This window comes from Luteimonas fraxinea (genome assembly GCF_021233355.1).
Classification (GTDB): Bacteria; Pseudomonadota; Gammaproteobacteria; order Xanthomonadales; family Xanthomonadaceae; genus Luteimonas; species Luteimonas fraxinea.
In genome coordinates, this window is the sequence record NZ_CP089507.1 from 1,514,235 (window position 1) to 1,539,082 (window position 24,848).

The 24,848-nt window shown below is 63.8% G+C and carries 22 protein-coding genes and 3 pseudogenes; 13 read left to right on the top strand and 12 right to left on the bottom strand.

Translation table 11 applies throughout. The features are described 5' to 3' along the window. From rbbA to fabI, 3 genes are all read right to left on the bottom strand, one after another. A complete protein-coding gene (rbbA, locus tag LU699_RS06815) occupies positions 1-2,739 on the bottom strand; it encodes a ribosome-associated ATPase/putative transporter RbbA (RefSeq protein WP_232133929.1) in 2,739 nt (912 codons plus the stop codon). Between the two features lie 3 nt (positions 2,740-2,742). Next, on the bottom strand, positions 2,743-3,771 hold the full coding sequence (locus tag LU699_RS06820) for an HlyD family secretion protein (protein WP_232149799.1): 1,029 nt from the start codon (positions 3,769-3,771) through the stop codon (positions 2,743-2,745). Between the two features lie 76 nt (positions 3,772-3,847). Beyond that, positions 3,848-4,615 (bottom strand): enoyl-ACP reductase FabI, encoded by a 768-nt coding sequence (gene fabI / locus LU699_RS06825; RefSeq protein ID WP_232149801.1) that lies wholly within the window; start codon positions 4,613-4,615, stop codon positions 3,848-3,850. Between the two features lie 274 nt (positions 4,616-4,889). Here fabI and gltS point away from each other — a divergent pair, with 274 nt between their 5' ends. Beyond that, on the top strand, positions 4,890-6,284 hold the full coding sequence (gltS, locus tag LU699_RS06830) for a sodium/glutamate symporter (RefSeq protein ID WP_232580521.1): 1,395 nt from the start codon (positions 4,890-4,892) through the stop codon (positions 6,282-6,284). 63 nt (positions 6,285-6,347) lie between these two features. Here the strand turns inward: gltS and LU699_RS06835 are convergent, their stop codons facing one another. Beyond that, the gene (locus LU699_RS06835) at positions 6,348-6,584 is read right to left on the bottom strand and encodes a hotdog family protein (RefSeq protein WP_232133925.1); all 237 of its coding nucleotides are present in this window, start codon (positions 6,582-6,584) and stop codon (positions 6,348-6,350) included. Positions 6,585-6,746: 162 nt separating this feature from the next. Here LU699_RS06835 and LU699_RS18315 point away from each other — a divergent pair, with 162 nt between their 5' ends. Both LU699_RS18315 and LU699_RS18415 read left to right on the top strand, forming a co-directional pair. Continuing rightward, positions 6,747-6,878 carry a hypothetical protein gene (locus LU699_RS18315; protein ID WP_269781353.1) on the top strand — a complete coding sequence of 44 codons (132 nt, stop codon included), beginning with the start codon at positions 6,747-6,749 and terminating at the stop codon, positions 6,876-6,878. 287 nt (positions 6,879-7,165) lie between these two features. Further along, on the top strand, positions 7,166-7,396 hold the full coding sequence (locus LU699_RS18415) for a transposase-like zinc-binding domain-containing protein (protein ID WP_425491653.1): 231 nt from the start codon (positions 7,166-7,168) through the stop codon (positions 7,394-7,396). Here LU699_RS18415 and LU699_RS06840 read toward each other — a convergent pair. After that, positions 7,351-7,659 carry a hypothetical protein gene (locus LU699_RS06840; protein WP_232580575.1) on the bottom strand — a complete coding sequence of 103 codons (309 nt, stop codon included), beginning with the start codon at positions 7,657-7,659 and terminating at the stop codon, positions 7,351-7,353. The two genes, LU699_RS18415 and LU699_RS06840, sit on opposite strands and share 46 nt — an antisense overlap. Between LU699_RS06840 and LU699_RS06845 the strand changes: the two are divergent. Next, positions 7,598-8,009, top strand: a pseudogene (locus LU699_RS06845) (glutathione peroxidase). The gene LU699_RS06840 and the pseudogene LU699_RS06845 sit on opposite strands and share 62 nt — an antisense overlap. 61 nt (positions 8,010-8,070) lie before the next feature. Here LU699_RS06845 and LU699_RS06850 read toward each other — a convergent pair. From LU699_RS06850 to LU699_RS06860, 3 genes and pseudogenes are all read right to left on the bottom strand, one after another. Then, a complete protein-coding gene (locus LU699_RS06850) occupies positions 8,071-8,493 on the bottom strand; it encodes a universal stress protein (protein ID WP_232149804.1) in 423 nt (140 codons plus the stop codon). Positions 8,494-8,529: 36 nt separating this feature from the next. Continuing rightward, a pseudogene (locus LU699_RS06855) lies at positions 8,530-8,670 on the bottom strand (ferredoxin--NADP reductase); the annotation flags it as partial. Next, positions 8,668-9,198 (bottom strand): annotated as a pseudogene (locus tag LU699_RS06860) (transposase); the annotation flags it as partial. The pseudogenes LU699_RS06860 and LU699_RS06855, both read right to left, overlap by 3 nt. Positions 9,199-9,349: 151 nt before the next feature. On the opposite strand from LU699_RS06860, the gene LU699_RS06865 reads away from it, so the two are divergent. From LU699_RS06865 to LU699_RS06900, 8 genes are all read left to right on the top strand, one after another. Continuing rightward, complete coding sequence (locus LU699_RS06865; RefSeq protein ID WP_232133923.1) at positions 9,350-10,141, top strand: MipA/OmpV family protein; 792 nt, start codon at positions 9,350-9,352, stop codon at positions 10,139-10,141. Positions 10,142-10,175: 34 nt separating this feature from the next. Continuing rightward, positions 10,176-10,862 (top strand): response regulator transcription factor, encoded by a 687-nt coding sequence (locus LU699_RS06870; RefSeq protein ID WP_232133922.1) that lies wholly within the window; start codon positions 10,176-10,178, stop codon positions 10,860-10,862. Beyond that, a complete protein-coding gene (locus LU699_RS06875) occupies positions 10,849-12,210 on the top strand; it encodes a sensor histidine kinase (protein ID WP_232133921.1) in 1,362 nt (453 codons plus the stop codon). The genes LU699_RS06870 and LU699_RS06875 overlap by 14 nt, the downstream gene beginning before the upstream one ends. After that, entirely contained in the window at positions 12,207-12,410 is a 204-nt protein-coding gene (locus LU699_RS06880; RefSeq protein WP_232133920.1) for a hypothetical protein, read from the top strand. The genes LU699_RS06875 and LU699_RS06880 overlap by 4 nt, the downstream gene beginning before the upstream one ends. A gap of 399 nt (positions 12,411-12,809) precedes the next feature. After that, entirely contained in the window at positions 12,810-13,433 is a 624-nt protein-coding gene (locus LU699_RS06885) for a GntR family transcriptional regulator (protein ID WP_232133919.1), read from the top strand. Between the two features lie 170 nt (positions 13,434-13,603). Then, the gene (locus tag LU699_RS06890; protein ID WP_232133918.1) at positions 13,604-13,744 is read left to right on the top strand and encodes a benenodin family lasso peptide; all 141 of its coding nucleotides are present in this window, start codon (positions 13,604-13,606) and stop codon (positions 13,742-13,744) included. A 46-nt stretch (positions 13,745-13,790) separates the two neighbouring features. After that, positions 13,791-14,462 carry a lasso peptide biosynthesis B2 protein gene (locus tag LU699_RS06895; protein WP_232133917.1) on the top strand — a complete coding sequence of 224 codons (672 nt, stop codon included), beginning with the start codon at positions 13,791-13,793 and terminating at the stop codon, positions 14,460-14,462. A gap of 102 nt (positions 14,463-14,564) precedes the next feature. Beyond that, a complete protein-coding gene (locus tag LU699_RS06900; RefSeq protein WP_232133916.1) occupies positions 14,565-16,208 on the top strand; it encodes an asparagine synthase-related protein in 1,644 nt (547 codons plus the stop codon). Here the strand turns inward: LU699_RS06900 and LU699_RS06905 are convergent. Both LU699_RS06905 and LU699_RS06910 read right to left on the bottom strand, forming a co-directional pair. Next, on the bottom strand, positions 16,200-18,335 hold the full coding sequence (locus LU699_RS06905) for an Atxe2 family lasso peptide isopeptidase (protein WP_232133915.1): 2,136 nt from the start codon (positions 18,333-18,335) through the stop codon (positions 16,200-16,202). The genes LU699_RS06900 and LU699_RS06905 overlap by 9 nt on opposite strands. A 3-nt stretch (positions 18,336-18,338) precedes the next feature. Continuing rightward, the gene (locus tag LU699_RS06910) at positions 18,339-20,996 is read right to left on the bottom strand and encodes a TonB-dependent receptor (protein ID WP_232580522.1); all 2,658 of its coding nucleotides are present in this window, start codon (positions 20,994-20,996) and stop codon (positions 18,339-18,341) included. A gap of 271 nt (positions 20,997-21,267) precedes the next feature. Here LU699_RS06910 and LU699_RS06915 point away from each other — a divergent pair, with 271 nt between their 5' ends. Continuing rightward, positions 21,268-21,591, top strand: coding sequence for a helix-turn-helix domain-containing protein (locus LU699_RS06915; RefSeq protein WP_232133913.1), 324 nt, complete (start codon positions 21,268-21,270; stop codon positions 21,589-21,591). A gap of 68 nt (positions 21,592-21,659) precedes the next feature. Here LU699_RS06915 and LU699_RS06920 read toward each other — a convergent pair whose 3' ends face one another. Further along, positions 21,660-22,052, bottom strand: a complete 393-nt coding sequence (locus tag LU699_RS06920; protein ID WP_232580523.1) for a helix-turn-helix domain-containing protein — start codon at positions 22,050-22,052, stop codon at positions 21,660-21,662. 750 nt (positions 22,053-22,802) lie between these two features. Continuing rightward, on the bottom strand, positions 22,803-24,848 hold the full coding sequence (locus LU699_RS06925) for an AIPR family protein (protein WP_232133911.1): 2,046 nt from the start codon (positions 24,846-24,848) through the stop codon (positions 22,803-22,805).

Consider the following 24,848-nt stretch of genomic DNA (forward strand, 5'->3'; position numbering starts at 1 on the left):
TCAGCGCTCCTGCTTGCCGAGCAGCAGGATCGCCGCCCCGACGATCGCCGGGGCGGCCAGCAGCAGCGGCCACACGTTGGCCGACAGATCGCCGAAGCCCAGCGCCTTATTGAACACGCCGCGGCTGATCGTGAACATGTGGCTGGCCGGATAGAGCTCGCCGATCACCCGGCCCATGCCGTCGAGCGAGGACACCGGGTCGATCATGCCGCCGAACTGCATCGCCGGGATAAGCGTGCCGATCATCGCGAAGAACATCGCCGCGATCTGGCTGCGGGTCACCGCCGACGCCAGCAGGCCCATGCCGGTGGCGATGATGCAGAACACCAGCGACGCCAGCACCAGGGTCGTGAAACTGCCGGTGACCGGCACGCCGAACAGGGTCACCGCCAGCAGCACCATCAGCAGGAAGTTCACCATCGCCAATCCCACGTAGGGCAGCTGCTTGCCGATCAGGAATTCGGTGCGCGTGACCGGGGTGACGTAAAGATTGATGATCGAGCCCATCTCCTTCTCGCGCACCACCGCCAGCGCGGTCAGCATCGCCGGCAGCATCAGCAGCAGCATCGGGATGACCGCCGGCACCATCGCCGGCAGGCTCTTGATGTCGGGGTTGTAGCGGAAGCGGTTCTGCACTGAGATCTCGCCGGCGGCCGATGCGCCGGCGCGCATGCGGCCCTGCTCGGCCAGCCAGTGCTGGTGCATGCCCTGCAGGTAACCCTGCACGGTTTCCGCGCGTTGTGGCATCGCACCGTCGAACCAGGCGCCGATCGCCACCGGCGTGCCGCGAGCCACGTCGCGCGCGAATCCGGGCGGAATCTCCAGCGCCAGGGTCAGCTCGCCGCTGCGCATGCGCCGGTCGAGATCGTCGTAGCCGGTGATCGGCGGCTGTTCAAGGAAGTACGGCGAGCCGGCGATGTCGAGCTGGTAGCTGTTGGACAGCGCGGACTGGTCGAGGTCGTACACGGCGTAGCGCAGGTCGTTGACGTCGGTGCCGATGCCGAAGCCCATGACCACCATCAGGATCAGCGAACCGCCCAGCGCCAGCGTGGCGCGCACCGGATCGCGCTGCAGCTCCAGCGCTTCGCGCCAAGCGTAGCTGAGCAGCCGCTGGAAACTGAAGCGTTTGCGCCGATGCGGCGCCTCCTGCAACGCGGGGTCGGCCACTGCCGCGTTCGGGCTGTCGGCCTGCGCGGGGCCTCCGCCGCCGGCCTCGACCAGGTACCCGATGAACGCCTCCTCCAGCGTGCGTGCGCCACGCTTTTCGACGAGCTTCGCCGGCACGTCGCTGTCGAGCACCTTGCCGGCATGCATCATCGACATGCGGTCACAGCGCTCGGCCTCGTTCATGAAGTGCGTGGAGATGAAGATCGTGACCTTGTCGCGGCGAGACAGTTCCACCAGCAGCCGCCAGAACGAATCGCGCGCCACCGGGTCCACGCCCGACGTGGGCTCGTCGAGGATCAGCAGTTCGGGTGTGTGCACCATCGCCACCGCCAGCGACAAGCGCTGGCGGATGCCCAGCGGCAATGCCGACGGCAACTCGTCCTTCACCTTCTCCAATCCGAAGCGCGCGACCATGTCGTCGGCGCGCGCGGGGATGTCGCCCTCTGGCACATGGAACAGGCGCGCGTGCAGCACCAGGTTCTGATCCACGGTCAGTTCGCTGTAGAGCGAAAACGCCTGCGACATGTAGCCGACGCGGCGGCGGGTGGCGATGTCGTCGGGATCCACCTCGTGGCCGAACAGCCAGGCCCGGCCCTCGCTGGCGGCCAGCAGGCCAGTCAGCATCTTCATCGTGGTCGATTTGCCGCAGCCGTTGGAACCAAGAAAGCCGAAGATCTCGCCGCGGCGGATGCGGAAGCTCACGCTGTCCACGGCCACGAAATCGCCGAAGCGCATGGTCAGGTCCCGGGCTTCGATCGCGATGTCGTCGGCGTCGACGTCCAGCGGCGGGATCACCACCGGCGCGTGGTGGCGGGTCTTCTCCGCAGGCAGCAGCGCCACGAAGGCGGCTTCCAGCGATGTGCTGCCGGTACGCTGCAGCAGTTCGGCCGGCGTGCCAGTAGCCAGCACCTCGCCCTCGTCCATCGCCACCAGCCAGTCGAAGCCCTGCGCCTCGTCCATGTAGGCGGTGGCCACGAGGACGCTCATGCCGGGCCGGTCGACGCGGATACTGTCGATCAGCTCCCAGAACTGCGCGCGCGCCAGCGGATCGACACCAGTGGTGGGTTCGTCGAGGATCAGCAGGTCCGGATCGTGGATCAGCGAACAGCACAGGCCGAGCTTCTGTTTCATGCCGCCCGACAACTTACCGGCGGGGCGATCAAGGAAGGGATGCAGGCCGGTGGCGCGGGTCAGCTCGTCGATGCGGCGCCGGCGTTCGGCCTGGCCGTGTCCGAACAGGCGCGCGAAGAACTGCAGGTTCTCCTCGACCGACAGCGTGGGATAGAGGTTCTTGCCCAGCCCCTGCGGCATATAGGCGATGCGCAGGCAGGCCGCAGCGCGGTGCCCCGCGCTGGCCATGTCACCCTCCAGCACCTCGACCCGCCCCGTTTGCACGGCCCGTGCACCCGACACCAGCGACAGCAGGCTCGACTTGCCCACGCCGTCGGGGCCGATCAGTCCGGCCATGCACCCGGCGGGAATGTCCAGGTCCACGCCCCTGAGCGCGTCCACCTTGCCGTAGGCCAGCCGGACATCCTGCAAGCGCACCACCGGCGGCGCATCGTTCGCCATCGGTCAGTCCCGCTGCGCGGCGGCCAGCGACGCGGGCCACTGCGCGTCGGGATTGAGCTTGATCCAGGCCACGCCCGGCACGCCGGTCTTCACCTGTTCCTGGTAGTTCCGCAGCAGTTCCGCGGGCACCTGGGCACGGACCCGGAACATGAGCTTTTCGCGCTCGCTCGCGGTCTCTACCGTCTTGGGCGTGAACTGCGCCTGGCTGGCGACGAACGAGACGGTGGCCGGGATCGGCCGGTCACGCGCGACATCGAGCACGATCCGCACCTCGGCCCCCAATGCGACACGCCCGGCGACGGCCTCGGGCACGAAGAAGGTCATGAACACGTCGGACAAGTCGATCATGTTCACCACCCGCCCGCCGCCGGTCACGATCTCGCCGGGCTGGGCGACCACGAACTGCACGCGTCCCGCCCGCGGTGCCTTCAACGCAGCGTCGGCGATGTCGGCATTGATGCTGGCGATCGCGGCGGCGGCGGCGTCGACCGCCGACTCGGCACCGGCCACCTGCGAGCGCGCGGTCTCGATCACCGACAGCGCCGCGGCCACCTGGGCGCGTGACGAGGCGAGCGCAGCCTCGGCGCTAGCCACATCGGTGGCGACATCGTCCAGCGTCTGCGCCGAGACCATCTGTTGCGCGGCCAGTGCGCGGTTGCGCTCCAGGCGCTGCCGCGCCGCGCGCAGCCCAGCAGAGGATTGACGCTCACCGGCCGTGGCGGCAGCGTGCTGACTTTCCTGCTGCGCCACCTGGAAACGCGCGGTGGCGACCGCGGTAGTGGCCTGGGCCAGTTGGGCCTGGGCCTGGTCGCGCTGCGCCCGCAGGACGTCGGTGTCCATCTGGCCGAGCTCTTGGCCCGCTTCGACGAAATCGCCCTCGCGTACATGCAGCTCGCGCAGGCGGCCCGGTATCCGGCTGGCGACATCGATCTCGGTCGCCTCGATTCGCCCGTTGCCGCTGACGAACCCCTCGCCCGGCCCCGACGCCGGCCTTGAGAACCAGGCGTAGCCGGCGATGGCGACGCCGGCCACGACGACCGCGGCGATGAGAAGGGGTTTGCGCTTGGTGGTAGATATCGGGACAGGCATCCGTGAACAGGAAAAGGCGTCAGCTCAGCAGATGAAAGCCGGCGTCGAGGTAGTGGGTGTCGCCGGTGATCGAGCGCGCGCCCTCGCCGACCAGGAACGCGCATAGCGCGCCGACCTCGTCGATACCGACCAGGCGGCGCATCGGCGCGCGCTGCTCGGCCTGCGCCAGCAGGGCCTCGAAACCGGCCAGCCCAGAGGCGGCGCGGGTGTCGACCGGGCCGGGGGAGATCGCATTGACGCGGATGCCCGCGGGCCCGAGTTCCGCGGCGAGGTAGCGCACGCTGCTCTCCAGCGCCGCCTTGACCGGGCCCATCAGGCCGTAGCGGTCGACCACGTCCTCGGCGCCGAGGTAGCTCATCGTCACCAGGCTGCCGCCGTGGGGCATCAGCGGTTCCGCCAGCTTCGCCAGGCGGATGAACGAATGGCACGACACATCCATGGCCAGCGCGAAACCGTCCGCCGAACTGTCGACGACGCGGCCATGCAGGTCCTGCCGCGGCGCGAACGCGACCGAATGCACCAGGAAATCCAGGCTGCCCCAACGCGTTGCGATCGCGTCGAACAGGGCCTGCATCTGCGCCGGGGCGCGCACGTCGAGTGGCTGCGCGATCGTGACCGGCAGGCCCTCGAGCAATGGCGCGACGTGGGGGCGTGCGCGCTCGTCCTGCCAGGTCGCCGCCAGCTCCGCGCCAGCATCGCGAAGCGCCTGCGCGCATCCCCAGCCGATGCTGCGATCGTTGGCGATGCCGATGACCAGGCCGCGTTTGCCATGCAACGGACCGTTCACCGGCATGCCCCCTGCTGAAGCATCGTACCAAGCTGCGGCGCAGACAGGCGTAAGGCAGCGGTCGGTGTCGCCTGCTCGGAAGCAATGTCTGATGGCGGCGAGAGCAGGACAATACGCATTCGACGACCCAACCAGTGAGCGAAAAAGCGAGCGTGTGGCAGCCGAACGCCGATCGCCTTGACCTGGATCAATGAACGACTCGCAGTTCGTTAAGCTAGCATGCAGAGCGCGCTAACGACTACCTGGTTGCTAGAGAAATCCGGGCCGGTCCCGATTGACGCGCTTATTCCACTGCAAGGAGTCCGGGCGCCATCGGCGCCGATCCATACATGTCGATGTCCCCATTTCGCGTCCTGCCACTCCTTTCCCGTCTGCCTGCCCCCTGCCCTTCCCGCCCTTTAGCGTCAACCGCGCGCCCTCCACGGGGAAAGCCCTGATGCTTATGGCAGCCGGCGCAGACAGCGTTCTCGCAGTCGATGCCTTCGTCAGCTTCACCTTGGCGATCCTGTTGCTGTTTGTCGGCAAGGGCCTGACCGGCCGCGTCGCGCTGTTGCGCCGCTATGGCATTCCAGAACCGGTGGTTGGCGGCACCCTGTGCGCGGCGGTGGTCTGCGCCCTGTACTACGGCGCGGGCCTGCAAGTGATTTTCGAGCTGGGCGCGCGCGACATGTTGCTGCTGTACTTCTTCGCCGCCCTCGGCCTGAACTCCAACATCCGCGCCCTGGCCTTGGGCGGCTGGGCATTGCCGATCCTGGTGCTGCTGGCGTCGGGCTTCATGGTCATGCAGAACGGTCTGGGCATGGTGCTGGCCGGCCTGTTCGGGCTGGATCCGCGTGCGGGGCTGATGGTCGGCTCGGTGTCGCTGACCGGCGGGGTCGGCACCACGGTGGCCTGGACGCCGCATTTCGTCGAAACCCTGGGCATTGCAGGCGCCGGCGAGCTGGGCCTGGCAGCGAACATGATCGGACTGATCGCGGCCTGCGTGATCGGCGGGCCGATCGCCAGCTGGCTGATGCGCCGCCATGCGGTGATGCCATCGGCCGATGCCGGCCTCGAGGTCGGCACCCTGCATGGAGATGCCACGCGCAACCAGCTCGACTACTACGGCGTGCTGCTGGCGCTGCTCTGGCTCAATGTTGCCCTGTTGCTGGGCCAAGGCGTATCCGCGCTGATCGCGACCACCGGGCTTCACCTGCCTGCGTTCGTCGGCTGCCTGCTGGCGGGCATCACGCTGCGCAGCCTCGGCGATCTGTTCGCACCGCGCGGCGGCCGCATGTGGCGCTACGACACGATGCAACCGGGCCTGGCGCTGGTCTCCGACATCAGCTTGGGCATGTTCCTGACGATGGCGCTAATGGGGCTGCAGCTGTGGGCCCTGCAACCGATGCTGCTGTTCATCGGGACGGTAATGCTGCTGCAGGTCGCGCTGGTGATCGTGTTCACGGTCTTCGTCGTATTCCGCGTCATGGGACGCAACTACGAGGCGGCGGTCATGTGCTCCGCCTTCGGCGGTATCACCTTGGGCTCGACCGCGACCGCCGTCGCCAACATGAGTGCGGTGACGCGCGAGCATGGCGCCGCGCCGCGGGCCTTTCTCATCGTGCCGCTGGTCTGCGGCTTCTTCATCGACCTGATCAACGCACTGGTGATCGGCTGGATGGCGGGATGAGCGCGCGCCGCCTGACGCGCCCGGCCTGCAGATAGGCACACCGCAGGACCGGTTGGAAGGCCTTCACGCGCTCCTGCACAACCGATGCCGTGCACGGGACCGCCCGACGGATCTCTGCATGATGGCATCGTACTGGTTCAGCGTTGTCGTGCGGACTTTTGCCAGACCGATCCGCGCATTCGATTTCGACGCGCACACGTCCAGCACTTCGCTTTCCACGCGCAGTTCGTCGCCCGGTCGTACCGGCAGTGGCCAGCGCAGTTCATCGAAGCCCGCGTCGACGATACCGCCAGCGGGCATGCACCCGCTGTCCACCAGCAGCCGTTCGGCGAGAGCCGTTTAGTGTCGCAGATGCTGCATCACCACGTGCGCGGGGCAGAGGGCATCGCCGACGTGTCGCAGCGCTACACCGAACAGGAGTAGGGCCGCCTGCGAGGGGCGTTCGGCGAGGTCGAGGAAATGATGATCGCCAGCAGCCCGCGCGTGTGGAACGGGCTCAAGGGCGTGGACAAGTCAGGGCTCGACGAGGCGCGTGACGAACCCGTTACTATTTTCGCGTCACGGAACCAAACCATCGCCCTGGATGACGATTGAACTGAAGCGGAGCGAAGACGACTACCGCGCTCAACGCGCCGCCGCCGTTGACCGCGAACTGGAACGTGCAGGCGCTGGCCTTCCACCTCCCACTGTCAGCACGAGGGCGGCGGCGAAATATCCGGAGGTCCATGTCGACACCCTGGGCGAGTGGCGCCGTCGCTCACCCCCGTTGGGCCCTCCTTATCAGAAGGCGCGGTTCGCGTTGAGTAGTGACGGTCTCATCGCCTGATCCAGTCCTGCCCGATTCTACTGTGTCAGCCGGGTTGTCCGGCCCCGAGATGACGATGCGCCAGCGCGAATTGAGGCGATTGCAGGCGCAGTTGGTCGAGTTGACGCTTCATCAGCGATCAGGTGTTGGCGCTGCAGAGCCAAGTGTCCAGCGATGGGTTCTGGCCCGGCATCAGAGCCCCAGCGCCTGCCCGCACTGCCAGAGCCGACATCTGGTGCGTAACGGGCAGGCGCACGGCTTTCAGCATTTCAGGTGCCGAGGCTGCGGTGTCACGCTCACCGCCTGACCGAAACGCCGTTGGCGCGTTTGCGCCATCGAAGCAAATGGCTGGAGCAGGCGCAGGCGCAGGCGCAGGCGCAGGCGCAGGCGCGGGAGGAAGGCCTGAGCGTGCACAAGGCTGCTTCGCGACTGGGCGTGCACCGCACGACGGCCTTCCGCTGCCGGCACCGTCTTCCATGCCACTAGCCTCGACAGCTCGCCGCAACCGCTGTCCGATTTCGAAGATCGCCTACTGTTGATCATCAACGCCGCGTCGAAGTGCGGATTCACCCCGCAGTACGCCCGGCTGCAGTTACTGTGGCGCGACTAACGCGACCAGGGGCTGGTGGCGCTGGGCTTTCGCCTGCGACCAGTTCGGGCACCAAGAACCAGTCGCGGCGGCGGATATCCGGGATTTCTGCGCGCTCCACTACGCGGTCTATTTCCCGATGTCGACCAAGATCGACGTCAACGGCGCGGATGCACATCCGCCGTGGACCTGGCTGCAGGCACAGAAGCGCGGCGTGCTGGGCGCGCGTGCGATCAAGTGGAACTTCACCAAGTTCCTGATCGGCCGCCATGCGCCGCGGGCGACGCCGAAATCGTTGCGCGGCCCGATCAAGGCCGCGCTGCAGGGCTGAGGCGGGGCGGGGTGTGTGCCCGCCTGCCGACGGTCAACGGTCAACGGTCAACGGTCAACGGTCAACGGATGATCGTGACCGGGATCTCGGTCTGGGCGATGACTTTAGTCGAGACCGAGCCCAGCAGCACGCCCTTGACCGCCGAACGTCCGTGCGAGCCCATGACGATCAAGTCGATCTTGCGCTTGCGGGCCACCGCGAGGATGGTTTCGGCGACCTCGCCCACCTCGTGCACCTCTTCGACCTCGATGCGACTGCGTGCGAGCGCCTTGCGCGCGATCGAAAGTACGTGCTCGTGGTTGTCGTGATGATAGGCGCGGATTGCCTCCGCACCGATCTTGCGCTGGACGCCGGGAAACGCAGGCAGGTCCACGTGCAACACGGTCACGCTGCCAGCCTTGACGAATTGCTTGGAGAGTTTGGCGGCGAACTTGAGGGCGCGGCCGCTGATATCGCTGCCGTCGACGGTCACGAGGATCTTCATGCGGTGTTCTCCGAGGAATAGCCGATTGTAGTGGGTTCAGCGCCATTTCTCGACGAACGTGCGCTTGAAGACGTACTGGCCCGGCGTGCCGATGCGCGGGGCGGCTTCGAAGCCGTGCGCGTCGAGCAGCCGGCGGAAGTTGGCCAACATCTGCGGGCTGCCGCAGATCGTCGCGCGGACCTGCAGCTTCGCCTGCTGATACAGCCGCTCCACGCGTTTGTAGCTCACGACGTGGCCGCCTTGCCTCAGCTTGAGATAGATCATTCCGACGCCGTAGCGCTTGTGCAGATGCGCCAGTGCCTGGGTCTTCCCGCGCAACTCGACATTGCGATCCGGACGCGGCGTGTAGCGCAACGCACTGGCGCTCATCCCCGCCACGCGCAAGGCGCGCCGCTCGCTTAATCCCTTGCCGGCCACGTAGCGCACATGCTCGTGGCGGACCGGTGCGCTCACCATTTTCCCGCAACACGTCCTTGAGCACCTCGTTCTCAAGCACTGTTCGGCCAGCAGCTTCTTCAACCGCGCGCTCTCGATCTCGCGTTCCTTCAGTCGCTTGGCTTCGGACACGTTCATGCCGACGAAGTTGCTGCGCCATAAGTAGTACGACGCCTCGCTGAAGCCGTGCCGACGGCACAACTCCTTGATCGGCAGCCCGGCCTCGGCCTCACGCAGGAAGCCGATGATCTGTTCTTCGCTGAAACGCTTCTACACGTCCAATCTCCTTCGTTGGGAATTGGACTCCAAAGCAGCCTGCTACTCAGTTGAGGGGAACGTCGCGCCGACGGCGTCAGGCGCGTAAGTCTGGTGTAAGAGGCGAGCCCGCACAGTGGGCGCCCCTCCCAAGCGGCCTCTGTCCATGATCCGACCTGTCCTGTTCCTCGCGCTGCTGCTCCCGCTGTCCGCGTTCGCCCAATCAGATTCCAGCGAGCAGGAAGTCAGGGCAGCCAATGACCGTTGGACCCTTGGTCTGGGTGTTTCGGCCAAGGACACCGCTTATGCCGGCGAAGACATCCAGCTGCGCCCGGCACCTTTGATCAATTTCCAGGGTGAACGCTTCTATTGGCAGGGCGTCACGCTGGGCATGCATCTTTGGAACACGCCGAAATTTTCGCTCGACGCCATGGTGTCCGGCCGGTTCGACGGGTTCGACACGAAAGATCTGGGTCGGGAGGAACTTGCAGTCAATGGCGTTGACTTTGACCGGCTGGACGACCGCGACAACGCGGCCGATGCAGGCATTGCGGCGCGATGGCAGTGGGACGCCCACCAGTTGCACGTGCGTGCACTGGCCGACATCACTGATACCAGTAGCGGATATGAGCTGTCCGCGGACTACGGTTACCGCGTGCAGCTGGGGCGCACGACGCTGATTCCCGGCGTGGGCGTACGTTGGATGTCCGATGACATGGCGAACTACTATTACGGCGTTGCGCCGGAGGAGACCTTCGCGGGTGTCGGCTACCAACCCGACGCAGCGCTGGTGCCGCATGTCGGTGTTGCGTTCTCGCATCCGCTGGCCGGCAAGTGGCGTCTGCAAGGCCTGTTGCGTTACCAGTTTTTGCCGAATGAACTCAGCGACAGTCCGCTGCTGGAAGGGGATACGAGCGGCACTGCGCAACTGGTGCTAGGTGTTTCACGCGGGTTCTGACCCGCACTCGTTCTTGTCCTGCCAGGTCGTCTTCATGAATCGCATTGCCCTTATCGAGGATCACGAGCGCCTGGCCGATCTGATCGTTCGCGGGCTGCAACCAGCGGGGATCGTCGTAGATGTCTTCCACACGATGGAATCGGCGTGGCATCCGCTCAACGAGCGCGACTACGGCGCGCTGATCGTGGATCGCGGATTGCCGGGCGGAGACGGGCTCGATCTGGTCCGCCGCCTGCGCGTCGATGGATGTCGCACGCCATGTCTGATTCTGACTGCGCGTGATGCACTGCGCGATCGCGTAGATGGGCTGGAGGCGGGCGCCGACGACTATCTGGCCAAACCGTTCGCGATGGAGGAACTGCTGGCCAGAGTCCGTGCGCTACTGCGCAGGCCACCCGCAATGCAGCCCACTGAAATGACCCGTGGCGGATTACGTGTGATTCCCGAGGCGGGCTGCATGGCTGTCGGCGACGAAGTGGTGACGCTGTCACCAGCAGAGCTGCAGTTGATCATTTGCCTGGTGCGCGCCGATGGCCAGCCCGTGCGCCGTCAAAGTCTTGAGCAGGCGGCTTGGGGGTTGACGGATGCTGTCACCCCGAACGCCCTGGACGTCGCCGTGCACCGACTGCGGCGAAAACTGACGGCGATCGATGCCGCGCTTTTTCTGGAAAACATCCGTGGGCACGGATTCGCTTTGAGAGACGTCGATGCGCCCCGCTAGCCTGGTAGCCCGGCTGCTGCGCGCGACGCTGGCGGCCTTTCTTGCCGCAACCGCCGCCGCTGCGCTGCTACTGCTGGTATTGCACCACGTACGCGATGCCGACTATCTGCTTGATGCGGAAGTGGAGGAAAAGCTAGATGAGCTTGAGCTCAGTCTCGATATCGCTGCGAACGGGGATTTGCTGTACAGGCCGGTATCAAGCTCGGACATGTATGACGCGTTGCGCAAGGACACCGCGTTTCGCGTAGTGGATGTAAGCGGGCGAACTGTACTCCCCAGCCTTGATGGTCCGGCGTTGCAGGCGCTGGAGCGTACGCCGCTCGGTACTGACAGCCTGGAACTTCGTGACGACGGAGAGCGGGTGCAACTGCGGGTAGGAGAGCGCGACGTAATCTCAGGCAGCGTGTCGTATCGGCTTCAGGCCGCACACAGCAGTCGCTTCGAAGCACGGCTGGGCGAGTACGCGCGGGAACTCTACCTGGGCTCCGCGATAACGACCGTGGTAGGCGCACTGCTGGTGTTCTTTCTAGTGATCTTATTCACCGTGCGCCGCGCGCTGACACCGCTGCAGCGTGCGTCAGCGATCGCTGCGGGTATCGGGCCGCGTACGCTGGGGGCGCGCCTGAACATCGGTGACGTGCCATCAGAGGTGGCGCCGTTGATCGACGCATTGAACTCCGCGCTCGAGCGGCTCGAACAAGGATTTCGGGTGCAGCAAGCGTTTCTGGCGCATGCCGCCCATGAGCTCAAGACGCCATTGGCACTCTTGCAGGCGGAGATCGAACTAGGCGGGCAGAACCGCGAGGCCATGCTGCGCGAGACCAGACTGATGGGCCGCCAGGTCAAGCAGCTGCTACATCTGGCCGAGGTCAGTGAGGGTCATAATTATCGCTTCGCCCGCCGATCGTTGTGGGCGTTGGCGGCTGACGGCGTTGATTATCTCGGCCGACTCGCCGAACGTCGAGGCGTGACCCTGCAGATCTGTCACGACGGCCCCGAGGCGTGGGTGGATCTCGATGACGGCGCGGCGTTCGTGCTGCTCAAGAATCTGCTCGAGAACGCGGTGAACCATTCGCCCTTTGGCGGCACCGTGACACTCCACGTATCGCGACGCGGCCTTGCCGTCACGGATGAAGGCCCCGGGGTAGAAAGCGCGCATCGCGTGCATCTGTTCGCGCGCTTCTGGCGCGGGCCAGTTGCGAGTGACGGGGCAGGATTGGGGCTGGCGATCGTGCGGGAGATCTGCATGGCGCATGGCTGGACAGTGCACTTCGAACCTGTCCCACACGGTGGGGCCCGATTCGTCGTTGCAATGCCTGGGACGACTAGCGCGGAGAGGGACCAATGACGCCTCCGGTGGCCGAACGCCGGGTGCTCGAGTTGGCCGTTAGCGTAGTGAACGATCCAATGCAGGTCGAGGCTTGGTACAGCTCCGATCCGATTGCCGTGCTGGGCGGGCGCACTGCGCAGACAGCGGTGGCCGCTGGAGACGGGAATGAGGTGGTCAGCTTTCTGCTCAATGTGCTCTGCCTTGAGCGAGCTGGCTGAGCGCACCGCGGAAGGCTCGACGGTTCACTGAAAGGGAGGCGCCATATTTGCCTCGCCCAGAACAATTGGCATGCGCTCTGCCATCAACGGACGGACCGTCTAAGCTCTGTTGCCACCTGACGACTCATCCAGCCGAACGCGCACAGCGTCTTGGCACGGCATGGCAGGTTGTTCCAATGAGAAGCAGACCTGACGAAAGATGATCGTGCTGGTGCACTCGGCCGCACATGGGACTGGAGCAGCGCCATAAGATTTGTTTTTCGACGGATTCGAAAACGACTCTCACCAGATAGCATTCGCTTACGGGCCACCGATTGCAAAAAGTGGTATTCGCGCAAGCTTTTACTCTGTAGTACTTTTCAACAAGGACGACGCTTTACGCTGACATGGAGTTCCGCGATGAACGCGATCCACACCAAGAGCACATTTCTCTACGAGCGCATTCGACGGGCAATTCAGGAAGGTCGCTACCAGCCCGGCCAGCACGTCGAGCCACTGACTTTGGCGCGAGAGTTCAGGACAAGCGTCACGCCCGTGCGGTACGCGCTCCATCGGCTGGCAGGGGCTGGCCTGGTCGAGCTTCATGCCCGCGGCGGCTTTCATGTGCCCCTGCCCTTCGAGGCAGCGCTGCGCGACCGCTACGACTGGATGGAAATCCTCCTGCTTGAGGCTGTCGATAGAACCGCGGCCGCGCATTTGGCCGCAGAGTCGCTGCCGCCACTAGATCCCCAAGACCTGCCGAAATCGACATGGAAGTTGTTCGACGCCATTGCGAAGGCTGTCGAATTTGAGGAGCTGCATGAAGCAGTGAAGCGAACCAATGACCAACTCGCGCCGATCCGACGTGCCAAGCAATCCCTCATCGGTAATGCCCACGACGAACTCGCTGAGCTGTACAGCCACTGGGCGGCGCGGGATCTCACTTCGCTCAAGGCCGGCGTGCGCGCTTTTCATCAAAGGCGTATTGCAATGGTCCCCAAGATCGTCTCGCACCTGAGTCAGAAGCGAGATGCCCTGCATTGAGTAGCTGACTGCGGCAGCCTCCCGAGTGATCGACCCGATGTTCGCGACTGAGATCACAAAGCGTCAAGTATTTCTGCTGCATCAAGCAAGAATCAATTGAGAATTACTTGTGCCGGTTCCTAGGTTGGACCTGCCACGGATGCTCCGTGGCGCAACCCAGGAGGACTGCAATGAAGACCAACGACAACATCCCCGCCGATGCGCGGGACGAGGTGATCGAACTCGGCGTTGCTAGCGTCGAGACCCAGGGCGGCGTGATCGCCACCGAAGGCTTCGGCGGGCTGCCCATGCCCGGCATTTCCGAAGACTGAGCAACAACGGCGCGCCGCAAGGCGCGCCACTTGCTTGGAGCAGGAGATGGCTTACAGATTGGGACCAGATCTCTGGTGTTGTCATGCCAACGATCATCTCGTCTTCCTTGATGTCGTAGCTGACCGCTATTTCCGCCTGCCGGCGCAGCAAGAGCACATCGTCAACGCAGTTCTGCGAGGCGATAGGAACGCCGAGACGGATCTCCAACTTCCATTGAACATTGCGGCTGGTTTGCGAGCGCTCGGAACGTCCGACAGGGAATTCCCAATCCCCGCCGCGCAACACAGCCTTGAAGATCACGAAGAGGTTCGCACGCGGATCGACTTCCGCCTTCTTTTGGAGGTTGCGATCCTCCTCGCAAGGGTGCGGTATCGGCTCAAGGCACGGCCTTTGAAGGAATCGCTTAGTGCGAGTTCTTCCCTCTTACACAAGCGCCGCCGGCGGCTAGCTGATGAGCCGGGCGTCGTGGACGAGCACCTGGCGCAGATCGCGCACCGCTTTCAACGCGTACGGCGGTATGTGCCAATCGAACCATCTTGCCTGCTCGACTCCCTGGCGCTCTCGCTCTTCCTCGCGCGACGAGATTTCAGCGCCCCGGTTGTCCTCGGTGTCACCTGTGAGCCTTTCTCAGCGCACTGCTGGGTTCAAGTGGGCAATACGGTCTTAAACGACACGCTGGGCAGTGCGCGCTCACACACGCCAATCGGAATCGTCTAGATGTGCTACCGCTACCTGATCACGTCGAGCGCAGACATCGGCCGCCACCCTCCGACTGTTGGGAGTCAGCTGTCATTGCAGCGGCGGTCACTGGACTTCGCTTTGTCGAACTCCACTTTCCAAGTTCTCGCGGCGGAAGGCACGCCCGTCCTGGCCCTGCCCCATCGCACTGCACTCATCGGGCATGCGTTCGACGATGTGGGCAAGCCCATCGTCCATATCGAACAGTGCCCAATGGTGAGCGATGCGAACGCACTTCGCGACTTCATCGTGCGTCGCTGGTGGGGCGAGTACGTGTTCCTGCACGCTGGCCCGAACGGAGAACTCTCTGTTACGCGATCACCAAGCGCGTCATCCGGGATGGCGTGCGTCTACGGTTTCGATGGGAGCCGAAGTTTTGTCACTTCGGATATCGGGATTGCTGTCGCCTTGAAGCTCTACGACAGGCGAATCGATTGGGACTATCTTGCCAGCTACCTGACCTTCCCATTTCTTCGCACACAGCGCACAGCGCTGCATGGCGTTGCTGAGTTGTTGCCCGGCGAATGTGCCGGCATCCAGCGCTCGGACGTCACGATCGAACAGGTCTGGTCGCCCTGGGCGATGGTCTCGCCTGAAAAGCGCTTTACAGACATCAAGGAGGCAGAGTGCGCCGTGAGAGCTGCTGTTCTCATGTCGACGCGCGCGCTCGCGGGCATCGATGGCGCAGTGCATCTGGAACTCTCGGGCGGCCTGGATTCATCGATCGTGGCTGCAGGGCTACGCGAAACTTCGGCCAGCGTTGCCTGCTCTACCCTGCTGAGTCCCGACCCCGGCTCAGATGAGCGCGTGTACGCCGGCGCCGTGGCCGATGCGTTGCCTGCAGAGTTGCGAACGCACGAGATCGCATTCGATGCGCTGGCGTTCTCGTTTGTTGATCCGGCCGATCCCGTCAGGCCTGGAGTTGGTCCGTTGCAGCAGGCTCTCGACCAAGCGATGGAGTCAGCAGCGGCAGCAACAGCCGCGAATGCCGCGTTTGTCGGCGCGGGTGGAGATAGCGTTTTCTGCTACTTGAGAACTGCGGCCCCGGCCGCTGACGCGTTCAAGGAACTCGGTGTTGTCGGCGGTGTGCGTGCCTTGAACGATCTCGCACATCTGCACGAGTGCACTCTTTGGCGCGCGTCCCGGCTTGCACTGCGCAAGCTGCGCGTGGCGCCTCTGCCGTATCGGCCGGACACGACGTTCCTCTCTTGCGGCGGCGCCGCTGCGCAGGCACTTGAGCACCCCTGGTTCGATGCGCCGCCCGGAGCTTTGCCTGGCGACCAGGAACGGATCTATGAGCTGGCGGGCAATCAGATCTTCATGGACTACGCCCCCCGACGTATGCATCGCTTCCTCCGTATGCCGCTTCTCAGCCAACCTGTTATGGAGGCCTGTCTTCGAACGCCTAGCTGGATGTGGATCAGGGGCGGCAATAACCGTGCTGTTGCACGCGGCGCGTTTCAGGACCTGTTGCCGGCGAAGGTGTTCAATCGCCGCAGCAAGGGCACGTTGATCGGCTTCCTGGGAGAGGCCTATCAGCGAAACAAGTTGCAGATGGAGGCTTTCTTGCTGGACGGCCATCTCGCTTCGAAGGGCCTCATCGATGCGGATGCACTCCGGGCCTTCAACAGGACACAGATGCCGTCCCGCGACAGATCGTTTACGCGAGTTCTCGATCTCTGCCGGGTCGAAAACTGGATTCGGCAGCAAGACAGTTCACGGTGACGTGGCCGCGTGCTCTTCCCCCGAGTGCGTTCGCATCTTCCGCCAGTAATCGTACTGAGTGCGCTTTCCCACAGCTTGGTCCTCGTGCCCTTTCAGCCAGAATCGAAACCAGTCGAGGTTCCGTTCGTACGCAGCAAGTTTGTGCCGAGGCTGAAATTTCTGGTGTGGCTCGTGGGGAAACACATAGACATCCGCGCGGTTCGCGCGTGACAGCGGCACGGCGTAGTCCACTGAGTGCATGAACTCCTGCTCCGGCAACTGCATGAGTATCGGTGCCTTCAACTTGTCCAGATTGAGATCGGGCGCAATCAGCTTCCACTGCTCCTGCGTTTCATCTGGAGCCCCGAGTTGCCAGTAGGACTGCAGGCCCGCGTGGAATCTATCGCCCATCAGGCTGCCTAGGCGGTAGTACTGCGTCGAGATCCCGGGCGATGCGACGGATGCGGCGGTCAGGAGGTCCGAGTGCATCAGCGTCCAGAAGGTGGTCTCTGCGCCGAAGCTAAGCCCTCCCATCCCCACACGCGCGGGATCGACAATTCCTTCGCTCGCAAGCAGCTGCACTGCACCGCGCACCGCAGAAAGGCCGGCGTCGTAGCGCTCTCGCGCGTTGAGCTGATAAGGAGCGGCGTTGATACAGAGCGCGGCTATTCCCTGCTCGGCAAAGGACAGTAGAGGCCACTCATCCCCTACCCCGCCGCGCACGAATCCGGTGCACAGGTAGTAGTTGATGAACAAGGGTGCGGTACGCCCGGCGTCTGCCTTAGGCAGGTAGAGCTGGCCTGTGAAAGCCTGACCGTGATCGTCCTGCCACTGGAGCAACCTGATCTCCGGTCCATTGGCGATCGCATGGGCGAGTCCCACATTCGGGTCGAAGAGGACGTCCTGCATGCCCGATTCGAGATCGATCTGCACAAGGCGTGGTGGGCGGCGAGCATCTGCAGCCACGCAGACCAAATGATGCTGCGACAAGCCACATGGGCTGGACCGCGCTCGGCCTCCGCTGAGCAGTCCATCCGAGCTGGCAACCTCTGTGACCTGGTCATTCCGTACGTTCCACAAGAGTAGGGCTTGGCCCAACCCGCGAGCAGGGTCGGTCACCGTGTACACAACGTCGTCCGAGCCGGGTCGCCACTGGATGCCGGTGATCTGCCGGCCTACGCACAAGGCGGCGTCACAAACCTTGGGTGATTGCGCAGCGCCATGCAGTACCGACAACTGGACGTCCGGCTGCTCCAACAGACCGCGTCCGTCGCCCACACGCGTCAAGACGGCAGTGCGCGTGCCATCTGGCTCGCTCGCAGCTTGCCAGTGCGCGCCAGGCTTGGCGCCTGCTAAGACAGCGAGCGCGGGTCCGCCCGGACTCTCCACTCCCACACTGGGCCGCACCTCACCTGTCCCCACGTCGAGGGTCACCCAACGGCTCGTCGCGTCATGCAACAAAGAGACACGATCGAACCACTCCCCCAGGCGCTGGGTTGCGGGCCGTCCATCCACAGTGCCGGAACGGAACAAGTTCTGCCCCAACGGAACAGACGCATCGATCCGTATACCCCTGCTGTACTCGTCCGCCTCGGCCCGCAGCACGCGCTCGCGCTCGGCGCCGACTCGATAGTCGAGAAGGTGCCCGCTCGCATGGAGACGGAACTCCTGCACGTCTGCTGCGTCCTGCGTCACCGGAAACGCGCCGGAGCCGTCAGCCGCCGCGCGCCAGACATCGACGCGCCCGTCCAGCATGGCAAGGAAGTAGATCCATCGCCCATCTGGCGACCACTGCACCAGCGGAGTCGAGACCTCTCCCGCCGAGTTCCGCGAGAGGGTTCCACAGCTCGCGACTCGCACCGGCGCAGCGCCGCCTTCCAACGACTGCACAAACCAGAAGCAGTCGTAGTCGTTCCGTTCGACCGACGCTTGCTCGGATCGAAACGCCAGCTGCCTTCCGCTGGGAGAGATCGTAGGTGCGGACAGATCCGTCACTTCGACCAAGCGTCTGGGCGAGAGCGCATTTCCTTCTGCGGAGACTGCCGCCGTAGATGTCACCGCCAACAAGACAGGCGCAGCAACGCGTAGCAACAACAAACGTGTGCGCGCGTGCGACGCAGTCCAACCCACGGTAAAGAGGCTGTCCATGACTCAGAAGTGCTTCGAGAGCGAAACGCTGACAAAGCGCCCGATTGCCGAATAATTGGTGGAATCGTACGCAGGGTGGATCCAGCTCGACGGCGTATGCAGCGGCGGATTTCGGTTGAAGATGTTCTGCGCATTGACCGCAAGCTCCGTGCCGGAGAACAGTCCGCTGGGCCGCTCGCTTGCATATCGCAGCGCGGCATCGAATGTGGTGAACGAGCCGGTCTTCTGCGCGCGTGCCGTGTCGGTCACGCCGCTTGTGTAGTTGCCAAAGAGCGAGGCTGAGACTGGGCCCTGCGACCAGGCAGTGCCAAAGCGGCCGTTCACGCGAGCAGGGTTGTAGAGGGTGCCGGACACATCAAACGCTGGCGCCAGCGGGCTGGTCTTCTGCGCAATGTCGAGCCAGGACACCGCGCCGCGCACGGTCAGTCTGCCGGGCCCCAGCGCGAATCCATAGGAGCCGGATAGATCAAGGCCTTCAATCTGCTGCTCGGCCACGTTGGTGTAGCCGTAACGCACGAGTGCAGCCACATCGCTCGGCACATACACCGCGCCGGTGGAGTTGTAGAAGTTTTCTACAGACGCGAGCACCTCATCCAACCGCTGACTGCTCGGTGCGTATTCCACGAAGGGCGCGTAGTTGGGATCCGCCAGGGCGCGAGCCGCGTTGGTGATCGGCTGCACCACACGATCGGTGTATGCGATCCGAAACCACGTGAGCTCGGCAAGCAGCCCCGGCACCGCATCCGGATGAAACGCGACTGACGCGGTCTGCGTGCGCGCCCGCTCGGCGTCCAGATCCCGGTTACCGCCGCCTTGAATCAGAACGGTCGCCTCGGGGGCGTACCCCGCGCCGCCCACGTAGGCAGCAGGCACCAGCTGCGCAAGCCGACTCGCATGCATTTGATACAGCGTAGGCGCCTTGAAGGAGCGCCCCCAGGATGCTTTGAGGGTGAAAGTGCTCCCGGGCGCGTAAAGCGCGCGCAGTCTGGGCGTCGTGACAGCACCGAAGCTGTCGTAGTCCTCGTGACGCAGCGCCGCGGTGAGCTCCAGGCGCGCGGCATCGGGTTTACCGGCCCCGCTGCCCATCAGCGGCACCCCCGCCTCCGCATACGCAAAACGACTTGCCTCTTCCGCATCCAGCGTCGTGCGACCCGTCAGGTGGTTGAGGTGCTGGAAGGCGTTGCGTCGGGTGCCCATGCCTGCCGCGAGGCGGATGTCGCCTGCCGGCAATGCGAACACCGGCCCCTCTGCGCCCACCTCATAGGAACGACTGTCGTTGCACAGACATTCGTCGATCCGCGGCACCACTGCAGCCGTCGCCAGGTCCACGCCAGTGTTCAAGTTTTCCAGATCATCGCGGCCATGCGTTGCGCCGAATGTCAGCGTCCAGTCACCGGGCAGAAAGATGTCCACGCCGGGTGCCAGGAAGCTGGCGCGGGTGTCGGGTGTCAGCCGGTTGTAGGACGCGGTGGTGGTCTCGTAGTAGTAGCTGTAGTCCTGGCTGCGCCGGGTTGCCAGCGCATCAAGCCGTAACTCCGCCGCGTCGCCTATCGCGTGATGCACGCTGAGCAACGCGCTTCTAAGTTCGCTTCCCGGATAGATGGATGTGGGCGAAGGCAGCTGCGCTGTGTAGGTGCGCTGATCTGCGCGAATGGGATCCACCGAGACGTCCTTGTACGTGAGGATTGCCCCACCCCGCTCCCATTGCGCACCTGCTGTCACTGCGTAGTCCCGCGTGCCCAGACCGCCTGCCGCGGAGCGGCCGTACCTTGTCCCCAGCGTGACGCCTTCGTAATCGCGCTTGAGGATCACGTTGCCCACGCCGCCTACGGCATCCGAACCGTAGATCGCCGATGCACCATCGGGCACGATCTCGATGCGTTCGACAGCCTCAACCGGGATGGCGCCAATGTCGACTGCCTGCACGTAACCGCCGTAAGACAGGCGCCGACCATTGAGCAGCGTCAATGTGGCGTCCGGGCCCAGGCCGCGCAGATTCAAGCTCGAGCCACCACTCAGATTCTGGTTGGCTAGGCCGCCAGCGCCCTGCGTGGCACCTGCCGCGACACCAGGGTTCTGCCCACCGCTGAAGTTCTGCGGCACGCTGCGAATCACTTCGCCGAGATCGGCGAAACCCTCTTCGCGGATGCGTTCGCTGCCGAGCGTGATCACCGGTGACGGTGTGGTGCCGCCGCGGATGCGGGTGCCGGTGACGGTGATCGTTTCGAGGTCGGTCGCGTTCGCGCCCTGTGATGTGCGGGCATCCGCGGATGCGGGTGCAACGCGGCGCTCGGGTTCCGCGTGTGCAGGCGCGATCACCACAGTGCCGTCGTCGGCTTGCCGGTATTCCAGCCCACTGCCCTGCAGCAGCCGGGCCATGGCCTCGCGCCAGTGCATGCGGCCCTGGACCGCCGGCCCCGGCCGGTTTGCCACCAGCGACGGCGGGTAGGTGATGCGAAGGCCGCTCTGCGCGCCGACGGCACCCAGCGAGGCATCAAGCGCGGTTGGCGGCAGGTCGAAGTGCTGCGCGTCCTGCGCTTCGTTCGCGACCTGTGCCGCCTCGCGTTGATCCGCGTCCTGCGCGGTGGCCAGGCTCGTTGCGCCGTTGGCGACGGCGAACAGGGCGATGGAGATGGCCCGACGTAACGTGTGTGTCCTCATGCTGATTCCTTTCGTCCTTTTCGATTGCCGATGCGATGAATGGATCTACCGCTCTCAAATCCGACTAAGCACTAGCTACATTTAATGTAGCTAGTGGTGCCGACACAAAGCCTCCCGCGCCAGCGGGCAACTCGTTGCTCAAAGACATCGCTCACCGCTGCGCCAACGGCGCAAGTCCCCCAGCAGTTCCGGTTGCTACATTTGTTGTAGCATACATGCTTGTGGCAGGAAAGCCATCCTGTAGCCATTGCAGCAACGGCTTCTAAGGGTCATGGCACTTCCTTCTACCAACGCGATGTTCTCTCGACGCCTGAAAGAGGCGCGCCTCGCATTGGGCATCTCTCAGAGAGAACTCGGCAGGAGGATTGGACTCTCGGAGGACGTGGTGTCTAGCAGAGTTACCCGATACGAGCTTGGTACATCTGAGCCAGACTTTGCCACTGCCGCCAAGTTGGCGAAGGAGCTCGGCGTGCCTCTGGCCTATCTTCTCGCCGATAGCGATGCGCTAGCTGAGGTCATCCTTGTGGTGGCAAGAATGACTGCATCAGAGCAGCGAAGAATAGCTGCAGAGCTGAAGGCCGGAACGAAGCGTTGAAGGAGCGTCAGCTCATCGCTTGAAGGACAGCAGGCGCACTGGCAACGAGTATGGAGAGCGCTGAGCTCTCAGCCCGACGCCTCATCTGGACCGTGCACTACGTCTTCCGGCGTAGCCGACGTCTGGAACTCTTCTTTAAGCCTAGCTGCTAGCTTGCGCCTCTCTCCGGCCGAGAGCGCCGCGAGGGAGAGAAGAATATCGGCCGTAGCTTCGTCTTCGGCCACCAGATATGCCATCGGCACGCGCAACGCCTGAGCCAACGTCTCAAGGCCATCCAGATCGACACCGCTGGCCTCGTTCTCGTAGCGGTTGACTCGACTACTGGCGCGCTTCTTAGTCAATCCCATCATCACACCCAACGCCCGTTGGCTCGGGATGCCCCTCAGATCCCGCGCTTGCTTGATGCGGGCAGAGAAGATGGCGCGAGGAGATTTTTTCGGCACGTGAACCGGCAATGGCAACTGGGATCGACAGCATGCCTCGCAAACTCCCGCTACGTCAGGCTCTTCATGAAATGTAGCACCTTCTGCTAGCTTCCCATGCTGAGCGGGGTGTAAGAGATTGTCTCTCCGTTTTCGAGAAGTGCACTGATAGCGGCTGTGGCTTCCCACAAGCAATTTTTAATGCGCCAGCAACGCGTGATCCCCGAGTCTCCTCGGGTAGCCGGACACGTGGGCCGAGGAATCGAGCACCTCGGCTGCTGGCGCCCATTCCTCTTCTTCCAGCACCAAACAGCACGCAAGGCTCGACAGTGCTTTAACTTGGAAAGCGAAGGGGTGCTGTGTCACGGGCGTATCAGCCCCCTATGACCTGATACCGATACCTGCATCGATGGCTGCCTGCGCGCGCATTTCGTGCCTCCGGCTTCTGCGGAAGCCCACATGAAGGTCCCGACATCGGCACCCGCGGCCCGCTGGTCATCGACGGAATGGAGACGATGTTAGCCGCCATGTACGCCGACGCAGTGCTTCGGCTGCCCGATTGGAGACACTTCCGCCGGCCGCCTAGTAAAGGTGCTGGCCGCTGCGCGCCATACGGTTCCAGCGCCTAACAAAGTTCACATGGTCAAAGTTCGCAAGATCAAACCGCATCGCGAGCTTGTGCAAAAGTGCGAATGACGGCAACGAGAAACTGTGGACGCGATTAGCACGCAGCCCCCGGCGCGACTTCAGATTGCGTGAGATTCGATGTACTCGCCCATGCCTGCCAGCTCAGACGAATCCGTTCACCAGCGCTCGGTCGTAACCTTCCCTTAGCTTCGTCAGCTTAAAGCCTTTGGGCGAGAACGGCGTTGCGACTGAGGCCCATTTCACTAGGTCAGCCTCGTCAAGCGTCAGCACCTGCTCGACCTCGTTCCACGCGTGGAGCTTCTTCCATTTGCCTTCGCGCCAAAGCTGCTGGGCACGGAGATGCCAAGGCACAGGGCCCTTCGCCAGCACCGCCGCGGGCAGCAGCGTGCGGATGAATGCCGCATCGAGCCGCAAGGACGATGATTCAATACGCGTCCAACACCCCTCGCGCTTCACCCACTCCGTGATGAGGCGGTTACGCACCTGCTCGAGCGGTATGTCCTTGAGGAGTGGCTGCACGAGCTCGGCCAAGCGCAGCGCTTCATCGATGAACTCGGGGGCTGCGCGCTGCGATCGCCAGATCGCCTCATAGTCTGGCTCCATATCAAGTTCGCTCATCCGCTGGCTCATCAATGCCAGTGTGTAAGTCGACAATGGCCGCAGGATCGAGCCGCCATACCATGGCTGCTTCGGGATCAGGGCATCGAGAGAGCGGGTGAGGATGGCGCGGCCCACGATGCGCCTGAAGTAGGCAGCATCAAACTTCTCGGGGTTCTGGTCCCATAACTGCGTAATTGTCTTGCCAAACGCCGCGATGTTCTTCTGGGCGCCTGCGCTTACCAAGTGCGGCTGGCAGGCAAACGTCATCTCATAGCGCGCTACATCGGTCTTCGTCAGCAACTGGGACTTTGGATTGAGCATCTGCCAGACCTTTAGTGCAGTCCCGGTGCGGCGGCGCTGCTCGACCCTGTAGCCTCCCGTGGTGCGCTCAAAATACCAGTAGCCGCCCAGTCCGTTAGCACCGCCAGCGGCAAGCGTCTCGCGCGACTGTATTTCGAGGCGCTTGAAATATGGATGGCCGGCGAAGAGGTCGGATGCCGAAACCGCATTCTGCGCGTTGGCGTAGCGCGCGATGTTATGCACGGCGTCGTCAAATCCCTCCTCTGCCAGACGCGATAGCTTCATCTGGACCTGCACCTTCGACAGGTCCACCCCCGCCTTGTGCGCCCAAAAGAGCGACGCCGTCGTCTGCCCGCCGTTGACGACTTGCAGGCCTGTGGCCGCCACGATCTCGGTATCGCCCTCTTCTGTGCGCGCAAGTTCGATATCGGCGGCCGTTGCCGTCAGGCCGTTGTTGAAGGCGAAGAACATTTCTGGCTGTGTGCGCAGGGTTTCCCTGATCCCCTTGTTGACCTTGCGCCCCTCACCCAGGAATGCCCGCACATTCTGTTCGAGGATGCGCCCACCAAAACGGTCGTAGAGCCCTGCAAGCACGCCGCCAGGGATCACACACATATAGGAGGTGTAGCGCCCATCCGGATCCGATCCAGCGGCAAGCGCCGGCACCCCCCGCCCATACTCCGACAGGAAATCGATGCGTATGTCTTCACGCCCCTTGCTGGATGCCTCGACGCGCGCCATGCGCGTGATGTCCCAGAGCTGCACCTCGATCTCGGCTGTGCCCAAGCGCAGATCGAATGTCTTTGAGGTCTGCGCACCCAGCGGACGGTCAGACACAAGATAGATGTAGACCTTTGAGAACTCTTCGCCGGTAGCGAATGCAAAGAGCTCCCGCGAGAAGGAATGGGCATCGCTGCTCTCATCCCAGCGGTCTGAGAGCCGTTCGTGCACGCTGCCTTCCAGGAACCTGTAAGCACCTTGGACAAGTCGACGCGCCTCCTCCGTCATGATCGGTTCGGGAAAGTCGGCGCCCGACCATTCCGCGATGATCAGGTTCACCACGCCGTCCGAAGGCGAAAACGAGTAGGCGTCGACTTGCACGAGCCCACCCTTCGCACTGACGGTATGCGCCCGACAGAGGTGATATTCAGTAAGTTCTTCGGCGCTTTCGAGAAGCGAGCAGGCTCGGTCAATAAAGCGGGTTCGACTGTAGTCGCCCTCGGCCTGTCCTTCAGCGTGGATCTCGCCAAGAAGCGTTTCGCGATAGCGCAGGGTGTCCTCGTCCAT

Bases quoted from the DNA above. Each gene is read 5' to 3' on its own strand.
- rbbA (WP_232133929.1), bottom strand. From the start codon at position 2,739: ATGGCGAACGATGCGCCGCCGGTGGTGCGCTTGCAGGATGTCCGGCTG.
- LU699_RS06835 (WP_232133925.1), bottom strand. From the start codon at position 6,584: ATGCCCGCTGGCGGTATCGTCGACGCGGGCTTCGATGAACTGCGCTGG.
- LU699_RS18315 (WP_269781353.1), top strand. From the start codon at position 6,747: ATGATCGCCAGCAGCCCGCGCGTGTGGAACGGGCTCAAGGGCGTGGAC.
- LU699_RS18415 (WP_425491653.1), top strand. From the start codon at position 7,166: ATGCGCCAGCGCGAATTGAGGCGATTGCAGGCGCAGTTGGTCGAGTTG.
- LU699_RS06850 (WP_232149804.1), bottom strand. From the start codon at position 8,493: ATGAAGATCCTCGTGACCGTCGACGGCAGCGATATCAGCGGCCGCGCC.
- LU699_RS06865 (WP_232133923.1), top strand. From the start codon at position 9,350: ATGATCCGACCTGTCCTGTTCCTCGCGCTGCTGCTCCCGCTGTCCGCG.
- LU699_RS06870 (WP_232133922.1), top strand. From the start codon at position 10,176: ATGAATCGCATTGCCCTTATCGAGGATCACGAGCGCCTGGCCGATCTG.
- LU699_RS06875 (WP_232133921.1), top strand. From the start codon at position 10,849: ATGCGCCCCGCTAGCCTGGTAGCCCGGCTGCTGCGCGCGACGCTGGCG.
- LU699_RS06880 (WP_232133920.1), top strand. From the start codon at position 12,207: ATGACGCCTCCGGTGGCCGAACGCCGGGTGCTCGAGTTGGCCGTTAGC.
- LU699_RS06885 (WP_232133919.1), top strand. From the start codon at position 12,810: ATGAACGCGATCCACACCAAGAGCACATTTCTCTACGAGCGCATTCGA.
- LU699_RS06890 (WP_232133918.1), top strand. From the start codon at position 13,604: ATGAAGACCAACGACAACATCCCCGCCGATGCGCGGGACGAGGTGATC.
- LU699_RS06895 (WP_232133917.1), top strand. From the start codon at position 13,791: ATGGCTTACAGATTGGGACCAGATCTCTGGTGTTGTCATGCCAACGAT.
- LU699_RS06905 (WP_232133915.1), bottom strand. From the start codon at position 18,335: ATGGACAGCCTCTTTACCGTGGGTTGGACTGCGTCGCACGCGCGCACA.
- LU699_RS06910 (WP_232580522.1), bottom strand. From the start codon at position 20,996: ATGAGGACACACACGTTACGTCGGGCCATCTCCATCGCCCTGTTCGCC.
- LU699_RS06915 (WP_232133913.1), top strand. From the start codon at position 21,268: ATGGCACTTCCTTCTACCAACGCGATGTTCTCTCGACGCCTGAAAGAG.
- LU699_RS06925 (WP_232133911.1), bottom strand. From the start codon at position 24,848: ATGGACGAGGACACCCTGCGCTATCGCGAAACGCTTCTTGGCGAGATC.